Source organism: Anaerocolumna xylanovorans DSM 12503 (genome assembly GCF_900143645.1).
GTDB classification, from domain to species: domain Bacteria; phylum Bacillota; class Clostridia; order Lachnospirales; family Lachnospiraceae; genus Anaerocolumna; species Anaerocolumna xylanovorans.
In genome coordinates this window covers 610617-626346 of the sequence record NZ_FRFD01000003.1, presented here as the reverse complement: position 1 = coordinate 626346, position 15730 = coordinate 610617, and the positions used below count along the sequence as shown (strand labels likewise).

General features: G+C 41.0%; 16 protein-coding genes. 4 read left to right on the top strand and 12 right to left on the bottom strand.

Translation table 11 applies throughout. The annotated features are described in order from the left end of the window. Positions 1–28 precede the first annotated feature (28 nt). Positions 29–1396: an aldehyde dehydrogenase gene (locus BUF11_RS02805; protein ID WP_073587263.1), complete on the bottom strand. Its 1368-nt coding sequence runs from the start codon at positions 1394–1396 to the stop codon at positions 29–31. Positions 1397–1560: 164 nt separating this feature from the next. Here BUF11_RS02805 and BUF11_RS02800 point away from each other — a divergent pair, with 164 nt between their 5' ends. Continuing rightward, a complete protein-coding gene (locus tag BUF11_RS02800; RefSeq protein WP_073587262.1) occupies positions 1561–2073 on the top strand; it encodes a DUF1836 domain-containing protein in 513 nt (170 codons plus the stop codon). A gap of 3 nt (positions 2074–2076) precedes the next feature. On the opposite strand, the gene vanT is transcribed toward BUF11_RS02800, so the two are convergent. The 9 genes from vanT to BUF11_RS02755 all read right to left on the bottom strand — a co-directional run bounded on the left by vanT (position 2077) and on the right by BUF11_RS02755 (position 11385). Next, complete coding sequence (gene vanT / locus BUF11_RS02795) at positions 2077–3258, bottom strand: serine racemase VanT catalytic subunit (protein WP_084558492.1); 1182 nt, start codon at positions 3256–3258, stop codon at positions 2077–2079. A gap of 81 nt (positions 3259–3339) precedes the next feature. Next, the gene (locus tag BUF11_RS02790; RefSeq protein ID WP_139243248.1) at positions 3340–4350 is read right to left on the bottom strand and encodes an acyltransferase family protein; all 1011 of its coding nucleotides are present in this window, start codon (positions 4348–4350) and stop codon (positions 3340–3342) included. A gap of 22 nt (positions 4351–4372) precedes the next feature. Next, complete coding sequence (locus BUF11_RS02785) at positions 4373–5140, bottom strand: M15 family metallopeptidase (RefSeq protein WP_084558411.1); 768 nt, start codon at positions 5138–5140, stop codon at positions 4373–4375. Beyond that, entirely contained in the window at positions 5140–6192 is a 1053-nt protein-coding gene (gene vanG / locus BUF11_RS02780) for a D-alanine--D-serine ligase VanG (protein WP_073587260.1), read from the bottom strand. The genes BUF11_RS02785 and vanG overlap by 1 nt, the downstream gene beginning before the upstream one ends. Before the next feature lie 224 nt (positions 6193–6416). Beyond that, on the bottom strand, positions 6417–7517 hold the full coding sequence (locus tag BUF11_RS02775; RefSeq protein ID WP_073587888.1) for a sensor histidine kinase: 1101 nt from the start codon (positions 7515–7517) through the stop codon (positions 6417–6419). Continuing rightward, complete coding sequence (gene vanR / locus BUF11_RS02770) at positions 7504–8193, bottom strand: VanR-ABDEGLN family response regulator transcription factor (RefSeq protein ID WP_073587259.1); 690 nt, start codon at positions 8191–8193, stop codon at positions 7504–7506. Before vanR ends, BUF11_RS02775 begins: the two co-directional genes overlap by 14 nt. Before the next feature lie 167 nt (positions 8194–8360). Beyond that, entirely contained in the window at positions 8361–8807 is a 447-nt protein-coding gene (locus tag BUF11_RS02765) for a DUF2461 family protein (RefSeq protein WP_278277131.1), read from the bottom strand. 6 nt (positions 8808–8813) lie between these two features. Further along, positions 8814–10511, bottom strand: coding sequence for an ABC transporter ATP-binding protein (locus BUF11_RS02760; RefSeq protein WP_073587887.1), 1698 nt, complete (start codon positions 10509–10511; stop codon positions 8814–8816). Positions 10512–10596: 85 nt separating this feature from the next. Further along, the gene (locus tag BUF11_RS02755; RefSeq protein ID WP_073587257.1) at positions 10597–11385 is read right to left on the bottom strand and encodes a helix-turn-helix domain-containing protein; all 789 of its coding nucleotides are present in this window, start codon (positions 11383–11385) and stop codon (positions 10597–10599) included. Positions 11386–11595: 210 nt separating this feature from the next. On the opposite strand from BUF11_RS02755, the gene BUF11_RS02750 reads away from it, so the two are divergent. Genes BUF11_RS02750 through BUF11_RS25120 form a run of 3 tightly spaced genes read left to right on the top strand, consistent with a single transcriptional unit; the run spans position 11596 to position 12133 of the window. Continuing rightward, complete coding sequence (locus BUF11_RS02750; RefSeq protein WP_073587256.1) at positions 11596–11838, top strand: type II toxin-antitoxin system Phd/YefM family antitoxin; 243 nt, start codon at positions 11596–11598, stop codon at positions 11836–11838. Further along, on the top strand, positions 11835–11942 hold the full coding sequence (locus BUF11_RS25125; RefSeq protein WP_242952300.1) for a cell filamentation protein Fic: 108 nt from the start codon (positions 11835–11837) through the stop codon (positions 11940–11942). The genes BUF11_RS02750 and BUF11_RS25125 overlap by 4 nt, the downstream gene beginning before the upstream one ends. After that, on the top strand, positions 11942–12133 hold the full coding sequence (locus BUF11_RS25120; protein ID WP_408606866.1) for a type II toxin-antitoxin system death-on-curing family toxin: 192 nt from the start codon (positions 11942–11944) through the stop codon (positions 12131–12133). The genes BUF11_RS25125 and BUF11_RS25120 overlap by 1 nt, the downstream gene beginning before the upstream one ends. Positions 12134–12218: 85 nt before the next feature. Here the strand turns inward: BUF11_RS25120 and BUF11_RS02740 are convergent, their stop codons facing one another. Together BUF11_RS02740 and BUF11_RS02735 are read right to left on the bottom strand one after the other, a co-directional pair. After that, a complete protein-coding gene (locus BUF11_RS02740; protein WP_073587255.1) occupies positions 12219–15020 on the bottom strand; it encodes a glycoside hydrolase family 3 protein in 2802 nt (933 codons plus the stop codon). Further along, a complete protein-coding gene (locus BUF11_RS02735) occupies positions 15017–15712 on the bottom strand; it encodes a YoaK family protein (protein WP_073587254.1) in 696 nt (231 codons plus the stop codon). The genes BUF11_RS02740 and BUF11_RS02735 overlap by 4 nt, the downstream gene beginning before the upstream one ends. Positions 15713–15730 lie beyond the last annotated feature (18 nt).

The following is a 15730-nucleotide window of genomic DNA, read 5'->3' as shown; positions in this document are numbered from 1 at the left end:
ATTTTACAACTTTTTTAATCACTTGACTTTATAAAATCTTTCTTAACAGGTTTATTTTCTTTTTATAAGGCGGATATCTTAAAGGAATATCCAATAAATTGCTCTTCCTTAAAACACTTTTACTATGGCTGAAGGTTGTAAAGCTTTCCTTTCCGTGATAACTTCCCATGCCGCTCTCACCAACACCTCCAAATCCCATGGAGGTCGTTGCCAGATGCACAATGGTATCATTCACACAGCCCCCGCCAAAAGAGATATTCTTCATAATAAAGCCTTCATTATCTTTCGAGGTGGTAAAGAGATAAAGGGCAAGAGGTTTAGGCCTGTTATTAATAAACCTGGCCGCCTCCTCTAAGTTCTCATAGGTAAGAACCGGAAGAAGGGGGCCAAAGATTTCCTCTTTCATAACCGGGGTATCCGAACTGTTAAGCTCAAGAACAGTAGGTTCAATTTTTAGCAGCTGCCTGCTGTACTTTCCGCCTAAGCTTATATTTTCTTCCTTCATAAGGGACAGCAAGCGGTCAAAATGTCTTTCGTTAACGATTCTGGGATATTCTTCATTATTAAGCGGGTCTTTTCCGTAGAACTTTCTGACATATCTGCTTAATTCCTTTATGAAAGCTTCCTTCACATCCTTTTGCACCAGAACATAGTCAGGAGCCACACAAGTCTGTCCGGCATTCAGGTACTTTCCCCAGGCAATCCTTTTGGCAGACAGAGAAATATCTGCTGTTTCATCCACTATGCAGGGACTTTTTCCTCCTAACTCCAGGGTTACCGGTGTCAGATGCTTCGCGGCTTCTTCCATAATTATCTTCCCCACGGAAACACTTCCCGTAAAGAAAATGTAGTCGAATTTATTTTGAAGCAGCTCTTTATTCACTTCCATTCCGCCTTCCACTACAGCAATATATTTTTCAGGAAAAGTTTCCTTTATTATCTTTCTCATAACGGCCGAGGAGTTCGGGGCATACTCTGAAGGCTTTAGAATGACACAATTACCGGCAGCTACGGCTCCGGCAAGGGGTGCAAGTGAAAGCTGGACCGGATAATTCCAGGGGGCCATTACCAGCACAATCCCATAAGGCTCTTTATAAATACTGCCGGAAGCAGGGAATTGAGTAATTGGCATTTTAACCTTTTCAGGCTGTGCCAATCTTTCGACATTCTTTATCAGATACCTTATTTCTTCCGCAACCATACCGATTTCAGTCGCATAGGATTCAAAGGGCGCCTTATTCAAATCCTTCTTTAACGCCTTAAGAATCTCTTCTTCATTTTTTATAATACTGCTCTTAAGGCGTAATAATTGCCTTATACGAAAATCTATATCCCTCGTTTTGCCCTTTTCATAAAAATATCTCTGGGCTTTTAACAGTGCTTTCATTTCTTCCATCATGCCCTCCTTATCTATCACCACTATTACCATATGTAAGATAAATTATAACCTTTTAAAGCTGCAAGTCAATCCTTTGCATTGACTTATAGTTTTTAATACTATATAATATCTCATATATTACTACATTGTTTATTCTTTTACAATATATAGGAGCGCAAATTATGTTTACACGGGAAGATATAAGAAACTACCATTGTCCAAGATGGAAGGAATGGCCGGGTATTGAGCTATATATGGACCAGGTTATCAGCCTCATAGAGGAAAGTGTTTCCCTGTTTTATGAAGACCTGCCTGCAAAGTCTGTAACCTCTACTATGATTAATAATTATGTGAAACAAAAAATCATAGTACCCTCAAAGAATAAAAAATACCATAGAGAACATCTTGCCTATCTTTATGTCCTATTTTTATTAAAACCGGTGCTAAGCCTTACGGATATCGGCAACGGCATATCCTTCATGCAGAATAACCAGACCAATGAGGAATCCTACGATTTATTCTGCGATGAACTGGAAGCTGCACTGGCCATGGCTTTTGATGAAAAGGAGCAGCCTACCAGGAGAAAGCCCCAGGATATTATACAGACAATTGCCCTGGCCTTTGCCTATACGCTCCTTGCAAGATATTATATTTTCTCCGAAAAGGAAACAAGCACTGCGGAGGAAACAAAGTAAGCACTACACATAAATTCTTGGAAGCCGGTTCCCAAGCCTGCAAAGAAGTTCATTGGCTATGGTTCCGGCTTTATCTGACACCTCCCCTGCAGTAATTGATTCCTTCTCTTCTTTTCCGATAAGCGTTGCAATGTCTCCGCTGTGAATGCCTTCTGCTCCTGTGATGTCAACGATAAGCTGATCCATGCAGATACGTCCGACAATCGGTACTTTCACCCCTTTTATAATAACCTCAGCCTTTCCGTCCGACAGGCTCCTTGGATATCCGTCCCCATATCCAATTGCAATAACTGCTATGGTTCTATTTCCATCACAACAATAAGCTCTTCCATAACCTACGCTTTCTCCGTCCGTTATATTCCTTATAAGGGCTACGCGGGAATGCAGGGACAGCACCGGTCTTATATCCGGCTGTATAATGGTTTTATCCTGTGCGGAGCTTAAGGAACCATACATACCAATGCCTATTCTTGCATAATCACAATTTAGTCCGTTATAATTAAGAAGCCCATAGGTGCTTTGAATATGAACCGGCACCTGTATTTTCCTTAACTTAAGCTGCGCTAACAGGGTGTAAAATCTGTCAATCTGTCCTTTTGTGAATGTAATATCTGCTTCCCTTAAGCTGTCTGCTGTGCTTAAGTGCGTAAATATCCCTGTTACCTTTAGATTCTTAGCTTTAAATATGCTTATAATTTCCTCTGTTTCCTCTGCCAGAAAGCCCAGCCTGTGCATTCCGGTATCAATCTTTATCTGGACTTTTAAAGGAATCCCCTTACTGTTAAGCTCCCTGCCATAATGATAATCAACTATTGTCTGGGTAAGCCCGTACTGTGAAAGCTCCTCTGCAAGAGAAGGCTCTGTGTAACCTAATACCAGAATATCTCCCTTGATACCATTCAGGCGTAATTCAATTCCTTCCTGCATCGTTGCTACTGCAAAATTCCTGATGCCTGTCTTGTTTAACAACGAAGCTATCATAATACTGCCATGTCCATAGGCATTTGCCTTGACAACCGCCATCAGCTTACAGGTATCCGGCATAATAGTATGAATCTCTTCCACGTTATGAAGCAGGTTATCTTTGTTAATGCTTATCCATGCCCTGCTTTTATTTTTAATGAAATTTTTATTTTCAATGGTTTCTTTTTCTAATACTTTTTCTTTTTCAATCGCCTGCAACATATGCCTGCTTCCTTTCCTTCTTATATTTATTGACAATAGCTCCCATGGCATAAATCGTCTGCTTACAGATGATTTACTGCTTCAAATCAGGGTGTGAAATGTCTTATATTTCACACTAAGATAATAGATTCCTCCAAACAAAAAGGAACCTGCCGCTACCAATAGAAAATGAATAATGCTGTTATTTACAGTGAATTTCTGTATTCCAAGAACTTTAGAAACACCTCTGATCCCGATAATCACCAAGGGATGAATGATATAAACTGCCATGGAAATTTCCCGAAAGCTCCTGTATTCCTTTCCCCTTCTTTTAAGCAGTGCCAAAAACAAGAAAAACATGACTGCCGGCAGGATTAGATACATACTGTCATGACGCATAACGCCAGCCCTTCTAAGCAAAGTTCCCTCCACGGCCATCATCAAAAGGGAACCCAGGAACATCCATTTACCACCCTTAACTGCCAAGTTCTTATACTTCTTAAAAGCCGTGCCAAGGAGGAAGAATAACGGGGCAAAGAAAAATCCGTTTCTTGTATAATCCATTATCTGAAATAGCCCTTTATAAAAGCTGCCTATAACAGGCAAGCCTGATATTATGCCATAATAGCTGTCTCCCATCAATCCGATCAGGTAAAGTAATGATGTTAGTATAAAGGCCTTTCTCATACCAAAGAATTTAAGGCATGCAAAGCTTATGATGCTTCCGGTGATTGCCGCCGGCAGATACCACAAATGATACATGGTGCCGTCAATGAAAATATCTTTCAGTACCTTAAAGATAAGATGCTTATCCGTAAAGTATCCCGTATACCAGTTAACCGGAAGATACAAAAGAATTGAGATTCCATATAAAACAGCCGTTTTTTTCACAAAGGAGATAAGTCTATCCGGATTTTTTTCCTGTCCGCTATATAGGAAGAAGCCTGAAACCATAAAGAAAAACGGCACCGCAATCCTTCCTGCTATCCTTGTCAGTAAAAAATCCCCGTAAAGGCTATAGGAGGCCAGGGGTGAAGTATGTATGGCAATCACCAAAAACGCCGCCAGAAGTCTAAAGATATCAATGTCAGGATATTTATTTGTCTCTTTCATATTTGTATTTTCTTTCAACTTTTTACCGTCCCTGCCATTTCGTTATAATGACACCCTTTTTGTTATTTCCCGATACCTGATAAATGGCGTCTGCCAAAAAGCTTAATGCCCTCTCTTCCCCTTCCCCCATCTCAAGATAACTGATTTCAACCTTTTGCTTTCCTTCGCCAAATACCAGAGGATTTTCTCCGTATGGATGGTTCTCTATTTCTTCTGTATATTCTTCCAGCGTCAGATTACCTTCTCTCATTATTTTGGAATGGGGATATCCCACATAACGGAAGTGCCAGGGCTCATGTCCTATCCCGGTTATACCTTCTTTTTCCTTTTCGTATCTTTGTATAAATCCATAGGAGGCTGCTTTTTCTCTGAACTCCTGACAAATTCCCTTATAAGGAAATTCCGGACACAAAAAATTAATTTCCTTTTTTGTCTCTCCAAGGTCAATGGCCAAGCCGGTCTGATGCTCGCTTGCACCGGGCAGGGCTACATACTTCTCTGTAAACTCCCTGCCATTTTCATCCAGGGAATTGGTATAAATCTTTTCCTGCTCTTTAAAACTGCGGTACCCGCTTACAGCAGTGATTTTTTTCTTTGCCTTAAGTTCGTTAAGAAGCTGCATCAGCATGGAAGCTGTCCGGTTCTCCAGACAGATACCTTCACCTATTCCCGAAAGCCTCTCCCTGCTTACACTTTCTTTCTTCAGAGGATAATCTTTGTTGACCAATATCAAATATCCTTTATAAACATCCGCACTGTTCACCAATACCTTCTCCATTACCTTCTCCATCACCCTACCTCCTCTGCAATAAGCCTGCTTATGATATCTGCATAGGAAAGACCGATACCCTTCATCATACCGGGATATCTGCTGTGAGAAGTAAAACCCGGAATGGTATTCACCTCATTAAATACAATCTCTTTCTTTTCCGTCAAGAACATGTCCACCCTTGCAAAGCCCTTGCAGCCAAGGGTTTTATAGATAAGCGCTGCACTTGCCTTGATTCTTTTTCCCGTTTCATGATCGATTCTGGCAGGCATATGGATAACCGCACTTTTTAAGGTGTATTTTTCTGTATAATCAAAGAATCCTTCTGTCAGCTCAATTTCATCCACTTCACCAATAATCAGGTTGTCCCTGCCCATTACAGCACAGCCTACCTCAAAACCTGTAATATTCTCTTCAACCAGTACCTCACCGTCATGCCGGAAGGCTTCTTCAATGGCAGGAAGCAGTTCTTCCTCTTGATATACCTTTGTAATACCAAAGGAGGAGCCTGCTTTTACCGGTTTTACAAACAGGGGAAAGGACAAACCGCTTACCTTTTTAAGTACAGCCTCGTCTTCTTCCCTTCTGGTGAATAGAACTGCTTTTGGCACTTTAATTCCGGCTTCCTTTACCAGCCTGTGAGCCCTGTCCTTATCCATGCAAAGGGCCGAGCTTTCCGTGTCACAGCCAATCAATGGAATACCTGCCAGCTCAATAAGTCCCTGCACCGTGCCATCCTCCCCATTTTTACCGTGAAGTACGGGGAAAGCTCCATGAAGGCGTATGGTTTTCATGCCTTTCTTTGTGAACTCAATCATTCCCCTAAGACTTCTGTCCGGCGAAATAAGAGCAGGATGCAGTAATTCCTTATTTTCCTGCCAGGTACCCTTTTCAATCTCCGACAAAGGACCCAAATACCGGTACCAGGCTCCTTCCCTGGTAATACCAAGACAGATAATGTTGTAATTCTCCATTCCTTCTAAAACCTTTAAAATTGAAAAAGCCGATTGCAGGGATACCTCATATTCTGTAGAGCATCCTCCGAATATTACTGCGATATTTTTCTTACTCATTTTCATTCCTCCTGTGGTTTCTATTTGAAGGACAGCCTTAGGGGACCTATCAGAACCTGTCCGGTTAAAATTTTGTAAAGCAAAAAGGCTGCCCGCTGCTTTGATATCATCATATCAAAACAACAGACAGCCTTTTTTCGTTTTCCATTATGAAATTCCTTGTTTTTTATACGGAATTTCTTAAGATTTTCTGATATTAGACCGTATAAGGGATATATACTTTCTTATAAACCCGCCGGCATAACAATCTCAAAGGTTATAATCTCATCCTTACTGGCCGCGGTTATCTTTCCGTTATGAAGTTCTACGATTTCCTTTGCTATGGCAAGACCCAGTCCTGCGCCTCCCGTCCTTGACTGCCTTGCCGTATCCAGGCGGTAAAACTGCTCGAATATCCGGCTTAGCTTCTCCTCCTGTATAGTATTTCCGTGATTGATAAATATAAAGTGGATATTATCACCCTCCGGCTTTATGGCTGCCACTATGGTATCCCCCTCAAAGCTGTAATTAATCGCATTTCGCAAGAGATTATCAAAAACCCGCTGCATCTTTCCTGCATCACACCGGATATAGATATCCCCCTCTGCCTTTAGTTCACAGGACAGTTCTTTCTCCTTAAAGGAAGGACCGGCCTCAAATATTATCTGTTCCAGCATTCTGGTGATGTTGACACGGCTTAGTTCAAGGGTCAGATTCGTAAGGTTGAATCTGGTAATATCAAAGAATTCATTGATTAACTCTTCCAAACGCTCTGCTTTATTTAAAGAAATTGAAAGATATTTCTCCTGAAGCTCTTTGGATATCTCTCTTTCATCACGAAGCAGCGTCAGATAGCCGATAACGGAAGTCAGGGGTGTTTTTAAATCGTGGGCAAGATATACCACCAGATCATTCTTACGCTGTTCGGCCTCCCTGGCAGCTCTCTCATTACGCGTTACCTGCAGCTTGGTCTGGTTCATCTGGTTTTCCACCTCATTTAGTTCTGCCGGCAGGGTGATAAGCTCTTCGGTAGGGTTATAAATTTCTCCCGCTGCTTTCACCACCTGTTCCAGATAGCCCAGGGTCTTGAACCAGTAATGCAGAAAGATTATACCTACCCCCATTAGCCATAAGCCTCCAAGAAAAAACACATTATAGTCGTTAATCAGCCTGAACAGATGGTAAAGACTATTATCGGAATACCAGATAAAGCTTCCTAAAAATGCCCTGGCAAAAAGAAAGGAACCAAGCAAAAGCGCCGTATAGATAACTCCCCATAAAAGGAACCGGGTAAAGATATATCCGGTAAGCCTTCTCTTGATACTTGTTTTTTTACTCAATTTTATACCCCACTCCCCAAACCGTTTTGACAAATTTCGGATTCTTGGAATTATCCTGCATCTTTTCTCTAAGTCTTCCGATGTGTGCCATCACGGTATTGTTATTATCCAGAAACTTTTCCTGCCACACTGCTTCAAAAAGCTCCTCCGAGGACACTACCTTTCCCCTGTGGTCGCACAGATACCAAAGAATAGAGAATTCAATGGGAGTTAAGGACAATTCCTTTTCATAAAGCAGGCACTGGTGGGTCTCCTTATTAATGGTAAGCCCTCTGATATCATATTCAAAAGCTTCTGCCTCTTCTGCCGTATTATAGCGCATGTAACGGCGAAGCTGGGTCTTTACCCTGGCTACCACCTCTAAGGGGTTGAAGGGTTTGGTAATATAATCATCCGCCCCAAGGGTAAGCCCCATAATCTTGTCCATATCCTCAACCTTTGCCGTCAGCATAATAACCGGGAAGAAATACTTTTCCCGAATCTTTTGGCAGATACGAAAGCCGTCAATATCCGGAAGCATCACATCCAGCACCGCCAGGCTTAATTTGTTGGAATTGATACACGCAAGTGCCTCTTTTCCGGTGTAATATTTATATACTGTAAAGCCCTCATTTTTAAGATATAATTCCAGTAAGTCAGCAATTTCCTTTTCATCATCTACAATTAATACTGTTTCTCCCATGACTATCCTCGCATTTTTTATAATACTTTCCTATGTAGCATAATATACCAAAAGGAGAAAGTATACAAGGCCCATTGGCTATTGCCCAGGACAAACCCATGAAGGATGTTTTTGGAAATGCACGCTGATTTTCGCATCTATTTATTTATCTTCTCGTTCACGAACCCTTATTCCAGATGGAATATCCCCTTTTTCTCCATTTCTTCAATAATGCCTGTTACCTCTTTGCTTTTTTTGTCCATTCTTTCTCTGACCGCATCCATGGATTTTGGTGTTGCACTGAAAAAAACCATGCCATACCGATAAACATAAGGCGTTATTTCAAGAAAATAAGCCGGATAATCACATTTATCTTTACCGGACTTTTTAAAGGTGATCCACATTCTGTCTTTATAGAGACTCTTATCCTTTGAAAATCTGGTATCCCTATAGATGCGGGATATTGCCTTATCTACCATGGGAAGAAGCTCAAATTCCGAATCTATTCCATACATCGTATCCCTTAATGCAGTTACCAGAGTTTGCTGTTCTGCTCTCTTACTTCCTTTAGAAAATCCAGGCTTTCCTGTGTAAAAATCTGCATAGTCCCTCTCTCCTTTACCATTATCAAGAATAATTATTTAAGCTGATTTTGTTACCTGGAACAGTGAATAAAAGTACCCTTTATTCTCTATCAGCCTGTCAAACTCGCCTTCTTCGGCAACGATACCGTTATTTAATACGATAATACGGTCATAAAGGCGTAAATTTCCTTCGTCCATTCTGTGGGAGATTACAATGCGGGTGATGTCTTTTAATTTATTGATTTCCTCCTCAACCAGCCTGGCAGTTTTTAAATCAAGGGCAGAGGTTGCTTCATCCATAATAAGTACCGGAGTCTTACGAAGAAGGCTTCTGGCAATGGATATCCTCTGTTTTTCTCCTCCTGACAGAAAACTGCCGTTTTCTCCGCATTTATAATTCACACCTTTCTCTGCTGCCAGTTTGGTCAGACCGGACTTTTCCATGGCCTGGGTGACGTCAGCTTTCTCAAAGGTCTTAAACATAGTGATATTGTCCTGAATGGTACTGTCAAAGAGAAAAACATTCTGCTGGATTACAGAAAACATATTATACAAAGAGCTGGTGGGTAATGTCATTAAATCAATACCGTCGATTTTAATTTCTCCGTCAAAATTGTTATGATACCCTAACAGCAGGTTAACAAGAGTGGATTTTCCACTGCCGCTGGCACCAACAATGACATAGCTCTTTCCCTTTTCAAAGGTCAGGTTGACAGACTTTAGTATGCTTTGCTCTTTTTCATAGCCAAAGGATACGTCATGAAGGGTTATTGCGTGGCTGAAATCTGTTTTTTCTTCCGACACCTCTTTCTTCTCCGCTGCCGTGGTTGCCGTCTCAATCTTGTTAATTAAGGAAACAGCGGCCTTTCTCTCCGTAAGCATCGGACCTAAGGCTTCCACCGGTCCCAGTACAAGATTCAGCAGTTGAATAAAAGCAATCACTGTTCCTGCCGTTATGATATTCTGAATTGCAAGGTATGCTCCTAATAAAAAAGTTGTAAGTTCTACCAAAAAAGAGGAAGAAGCTGAAAGAAGTGTGATAAAGTCCCCTGTCTTCCGTTTGCCGTTCTTGGCATTCTCAATCTGAGCGTTTTCTTTTTGGTACAGATTAAATATCTCCTTCTCTGCCCGAAAGCTTTTCACAACTGAAAAGCCGGTCAGTAAATCCTTAACCATAGAAACAAAACCCTCATTTTTGGCGGAAACCAGACGTACCTTTTCTTCCAGGGATTTTCCAAATATGACGGAAACCAGAATTGGAAGAAAGCTGGCTGCAAGAACCGCAAGAGTCAGAATCAAATTGAAGTAAGCCATGGCTGCAAGTCCGCAAAGGAAGCTCATAATCTGCACAGTAATCTTTAGATTGGCTTCTACATAACCGGTTTCAATGGAAGCCATATCATTGGTAAAGATGGATATGTATCTGCCGGTTACCTCTTTATCAAAAGAGTTAATGCTTTTATCCAACAGCTTTGAAAAAGCAAATTCTTTAAACTGCACCATTGCTTTTTTAATAAAATTGTTGTAATACCTACGCTTAATAAACATCACTGCAATCAATACTATGAGGTAGACCATACTGTACAAAAACAATCTTTTCATATCCTTCAGGGAACCAGAGGTTGCAACATCCATTATAAGCTTTAAAATAAACGCCGACGCCACATTGATGGCCGTCATCAAAACACAGCTGATAATAGTAAAGCAAAAATTCAGCTTATTTTTCACATAAAACTGCTTCTTATATATATTCATTATTTTTATAATCATCCATTTGCTGCCGGATAATCCTTTCTTTTATTTATTCTTTGAATTATTATCCTATCTGCAACACAAAATGCTATCTTAGACTGTCAAAAAACAAAGTATCAAAAGTAAAAGCTACAATAAACTCATCATGGAACAGGTATTTAACCAAAAGGGTACGCTCTGCACCGGACAGATAGACATAGATTTCCTCTCCTACCGGCAGACACTCTGTAATCTGATACAGCCTTCCGTCAAGTCTTTTTATGTCTTCGGTAAAAGCCTGAATAAATCCGCTGGTCAAATATCTCCTTGCATCCTTGGAAAAGTATTCCATAAAACCCGTAAAATCTTCCTGCAAAAGCTTATCGGTGGCATTGTAGGCAATCTCCGTTTGTCTCGTTCTTACTGCTTCTTCTTCCTCTTCTGCAAAGATGTCTTTATTCTCAGTCAGAAGTGTAACGGCACGTCCCAGGTTCCTTAACTGTTTTTCCCTTTCATGCAATTCCGTGATTAATTTAACCATTTTGGAACGAATGGCTACCGATATATCCTGCCCGCTGTTAAAAAGTTCTTTAATGTCCTTGATAGAAAGATTCAAGGAGCGCAGAACCAGAATTTTTCTAAGCTTCTCCAATTCTTCCGGTGCGTAGCTGCGTGGAAGAGTCTCTTTCTCACGATAGCTCTTTATTAATCCCTCTTTCTCATAAAACCGCAGGGTTCTGGAAGTTATATGAAATTTTTTGCACACCTTTGAAATACCTGTCAACTCTTCCATGGTATTTTCCTTTCCCTTATATTCTCTGTGCATTAAGTTTGCTGAAACTTTCGCATATGTGTTGTTTGTAAAAGCAATATTGCCGGATGAATTCATCACAGTCATTATACATCTTTACCTAAGGTCAACGTCAATATGTAAAAAATAAAAACAAAGCAGTCCAATATTCATAACCAAACCAAATAGGTTGAATATATCCTATAAATAGTGTATAATATTATTGTGGAAAGAAAAACGTAAAGTTGAAAATAAATTTTTCAACTACTTGTTCAGGAATATCAAATCAAAGATTTGATATTCACGAAAGGAGTTATTATGAAAGTAGATCTCAATAATCTTATATCAATTACAGAAGCAAACCAAAACTTTTCAAAGGTAGCCCGAATGGTGGACGAAAACGGAGCAGCCGTTATATTGAAAAATAATGCACCAAGATATGTAATAATAGATTATACCAGACTGCAGGAGGAGACAATTGCTGATAATCTTACGGTTGAAGAAGCTGCAACAAAGTACCTTACAAAGTATGCAAAAGCTTTTGAGGAACTGGCTAAATGAAAAAACTAAACAAAGAACAAGTCATAACATTGCACTCTATGATGATAAAGCAGTCTGGTGGAATAGATGGCGTCCGTGATGAAGGCTTGCTTGATATGGCTTAATTAGCAATCATCCGTTTATTGACGGTAATAAAAGAATAGGTATTTTAGTCATGCTGGTATTTTTAGATATCAATCAAATTTCAATTAATTGTGAGGATGGGGATATTATTAATCTTGGTTTGGGAGTGGCTGACGGTAGGTATGACTCATCCTATATCATGAAGTGGATTATAAATCATAGTACTAACTAAGAACACAATATGACAGATAAAGAAAAAGCAGTCCGGCTCTGTGAAAGCCAGACTGCTTTGTTTTTATTGATAATCTTACCGTGTATTATGAAATCCTCTTAAATTCCACCCACTCAATTTCCATTCCCTGCTTCAAACCTTTAAGCTCCAGACAGTAAAAGCCTTGCTTAAGCTCTGCCTTTACAAGCTTTTGTCTTACCCACTGTCCATCTGTTCCACCGGTTTGAATCGTGGCAATTTGCGTGTCATTTAATAAAAGGCTACAGGAAGTCTGTGCCAAATCGCTGCCAAAGGACCTGACATTTACCATCAGCCGGTAAATTCCTGCTTCCTTTACCTTTACCAGGCTCTGTGTGCTTTCCTGTACGGATACGAAAGTATCATCACTATTTATGATATTATCAGCATCTTTATCAAAGGAAGTGGCAGCAACAAACACTGCTTCTTCCGTAAAACTCTCTTCTCTTTTAAATACCGGCGCTTTTATAATAAATTCACAGATATTTCCGGCACAGCGCTGTAATTCCCCTCTGGTTAGAATTCCTTCCTTAAGTGCTTCTTCTGTCAAATCCCTATAAGCATTTACCTCTGCACCAAAGTTTGATACCACCATATAAAGGTCATTCTGCGCTTTTACCATGAAGTGGGTATTCTTTCTGTCCGCCGGTTTGCCGGACGCACTACCGGAAACCACATCATTCATAATAGCCCACCAGTCCGTCATAACAATACCCTGAAAGCCCCATTCTTCTCTTAGGATAGTGGTGTTTAAGTCATAATTGGAGGCTGACCAGTGGCCGTTTATTGGATTATAGGAAGTCATGATACCATTGGCACCGCCTTCTTTAACGGCAATTTCAAAGCCTTTCAGATAGATTTCCCTAAGGGCACGTTCTGAAACGACTGCATCTACCTTGGAGCGGAATTTCTCCTGGTTATTGCAGGCAAAATGCTTTAAGGTGGCATTGGAGCCGCCCTTCATAATGCCTCTCACAACGGCACCGGCGAATTTACCGGTAATAAGCGGGTCTTCGGAGAAATATTCAAAATTACGTCCGTTTAAAGGACTTCTCCTGATATTAAGTCCAGGTCCTAAAAGCATATCTATGGAATTACTAAGGAGCTCTCTTCCCTCCATCACATATAACTCTTCTACCAGCTTCGTATTCCAGGTGGCAGCAAGAAGTGTTCCGATTGGAACCTGGGTTGCTTTATATCCGCCGTCCATACGGATACCGGAAGGTCCGTCAGAGGTGCAGGCAAGAGGTATTCCAAAGTGTAAAAGCCTGTCCGTAACTCCGCCAAAGGCAGAAGCCGTTCCCGGTGTTACTAAAGGATGGCACATGCCTTCTCCCCTTACCAGGGCGGCAAGATCTTCGTTGGATAACTGGGAAAGGAACTCTTCCATAGTTACCTTATTCTCTGCTACATCTTTTAGATGGTATCCCTTATCTCCGGCATATTTAATTTCTTTTGGAAGGTTGCTTTTTATTCTCTCTTCCATAGAAATAGTAAGCTTTGGCACTTTTTCATAGGCTATTTCATAGGAACCGTCTTCTTTTTTCTTTCCCGGTTTCATTCGGGTAAAGTCCTCAACAGGCGCTGATGCCTGCTTTAACCTTTCCGTTACTGCAAGCTTTTCTAATACATAACCATCTTTACCGTCTATCTGAACCAAAGCAGCATTTCTTAAGCTGTTGCCGGCATAGATGCGGTATTCTCCTGCTTCCAGTACATAGCAGAAGGGATTACCGGTAACACCGCCGTCATCATAGGCTGCCATAACAGCTGCCGGCATCTTTATAGTGAGGATTTCTTCTTCCTTCGGCTTTAACAATCCTGTCTTTCCAAAAGCACCAAGAGCTCTTACCGGTCTTCCAAGCCTGCCCTGAGGTGCTTCGTAATAAACCTCCACAACCTCTTTTCCGGAATAAATTTCTCCTTCGTTCCTTACTTTGACCTGCAGAACAATGCAATCTTTATTATTCTCCCTGACCTTTTCAGCCTTAAGGGTTGTGACAGAAAAGTCGGTATAGGATAAACCGCAGCCAAATTCAAAATGCACCTTTTCCGGGCAGAAGGTCTCAAAATAGCGGTATCCTACGTAGATATCCTCCTGATAGATATTCTTTATTTCTCCCCCATAGTTCTTCGTAGAGGGATAGTCCTCTATGGAATATGCAATCGTATCCGTAAGCTTTCCGCTTGGGGTAACTTCGCCGGCCAGAACATCTGCAATGGCATTACCGCCTTCCATTCCTCCCTGCCATGCATAGATTACACATTTGACGGGATATTTAAAACCAGCGGAATCCATCCAGCTCATGTCGATAATATTGGATACATTTAACACAACAGCTACCTGTTCAAAATAACCGGTAACTGCTTTTAACATCTCTTCTTCCTCTTTTGTCAGGCGATAGCTTCCGGGAGCATCCGCATTATCCTTATCCTCTCCGGCAGTACGGCCAATTACAACGATAGCCTTTTCAGACTGCTCTCTGGCACTCTTTACAAGCTCTGTACTTAAAGGCATCTCCTTCTGGTTCCAGGGTTCTCCTGCCCATACTCCGCCTCCGTCATCAAAGGGATTATCCTGAAGCCAGTTTTCGTAAACTGCTGCCAGCTCTTCGTTTACATGAATGTCTTTTTTACTTCTTAAACCATCTAAAAGATTTGTGGTATAGGAAACATTCACACAACCGCCTGAACCGGTTCCGCTCCTATAATAATTCTTTTGTATCCTTCCGAATAAGGACACATTTTCACCGGATTTTATGGGAAGCACCATATCGTCGTTCTTCAACAGCACGGCCCCTTCTGCTGCCGCTCTTCTGCTGAATTCTGCAAATCCTTCTAAAGGAATTCCTATCTTTTTCTGGTTCATCCTTTATTTCCTCCGTATTTATCTATATTCTCCTGATTTTCCTTTATAAACATCAGGCAAAAGGCAACAATCAGCACCAGGCAGCTAAACCAGATTGCCTTTTCATAAAGAAGTCCCGCCATAATACTGCCCACAGCCGCTCCTACTGCAAAGATTCCAATAAATCCAAAGTAAAGCAGGGATTTCTTCCTTAATTCTGTATTTCCTGTAGTATGGTATGAAAACCATAGCTCTGTGGCAGTTCTTAGGTTGCCAATGCACATAGTCGTAGCATACGCATTCCCGTTTAATTTGCGGAAGCTTTGCACCTGCATGGCACATACCAGGGACACCAGCATATTAGAAACCATACTCATCTTTTCCGGCATCCAGCCCACGAAAAATAATATCAGTATCTCTATTGCCAAAATAATCTGCCGCCAGTGTATTTTATCAAATTCTTTATAACATTTCTTTATGACTTCGGCAAGGATTATACCAAGCAGAAAAGAAAATACCGGGAACAAGTACCGAAGCCCAAGCTTTAAATTGCCTTCTGCAAAATGCTGTCCCATCAGTACAATGTTACCGGTCTGGGCATTTGCAAAAACACCGTTTCTGCAAATATAGGTGTAAGCATCCTGAAAACCTCCTGATACGCATAAAAGTCCTATTACAATGATAGATTCTGACATCTGCCCCCGCTTTTTCATTTAAGCCTCCTGTTATCC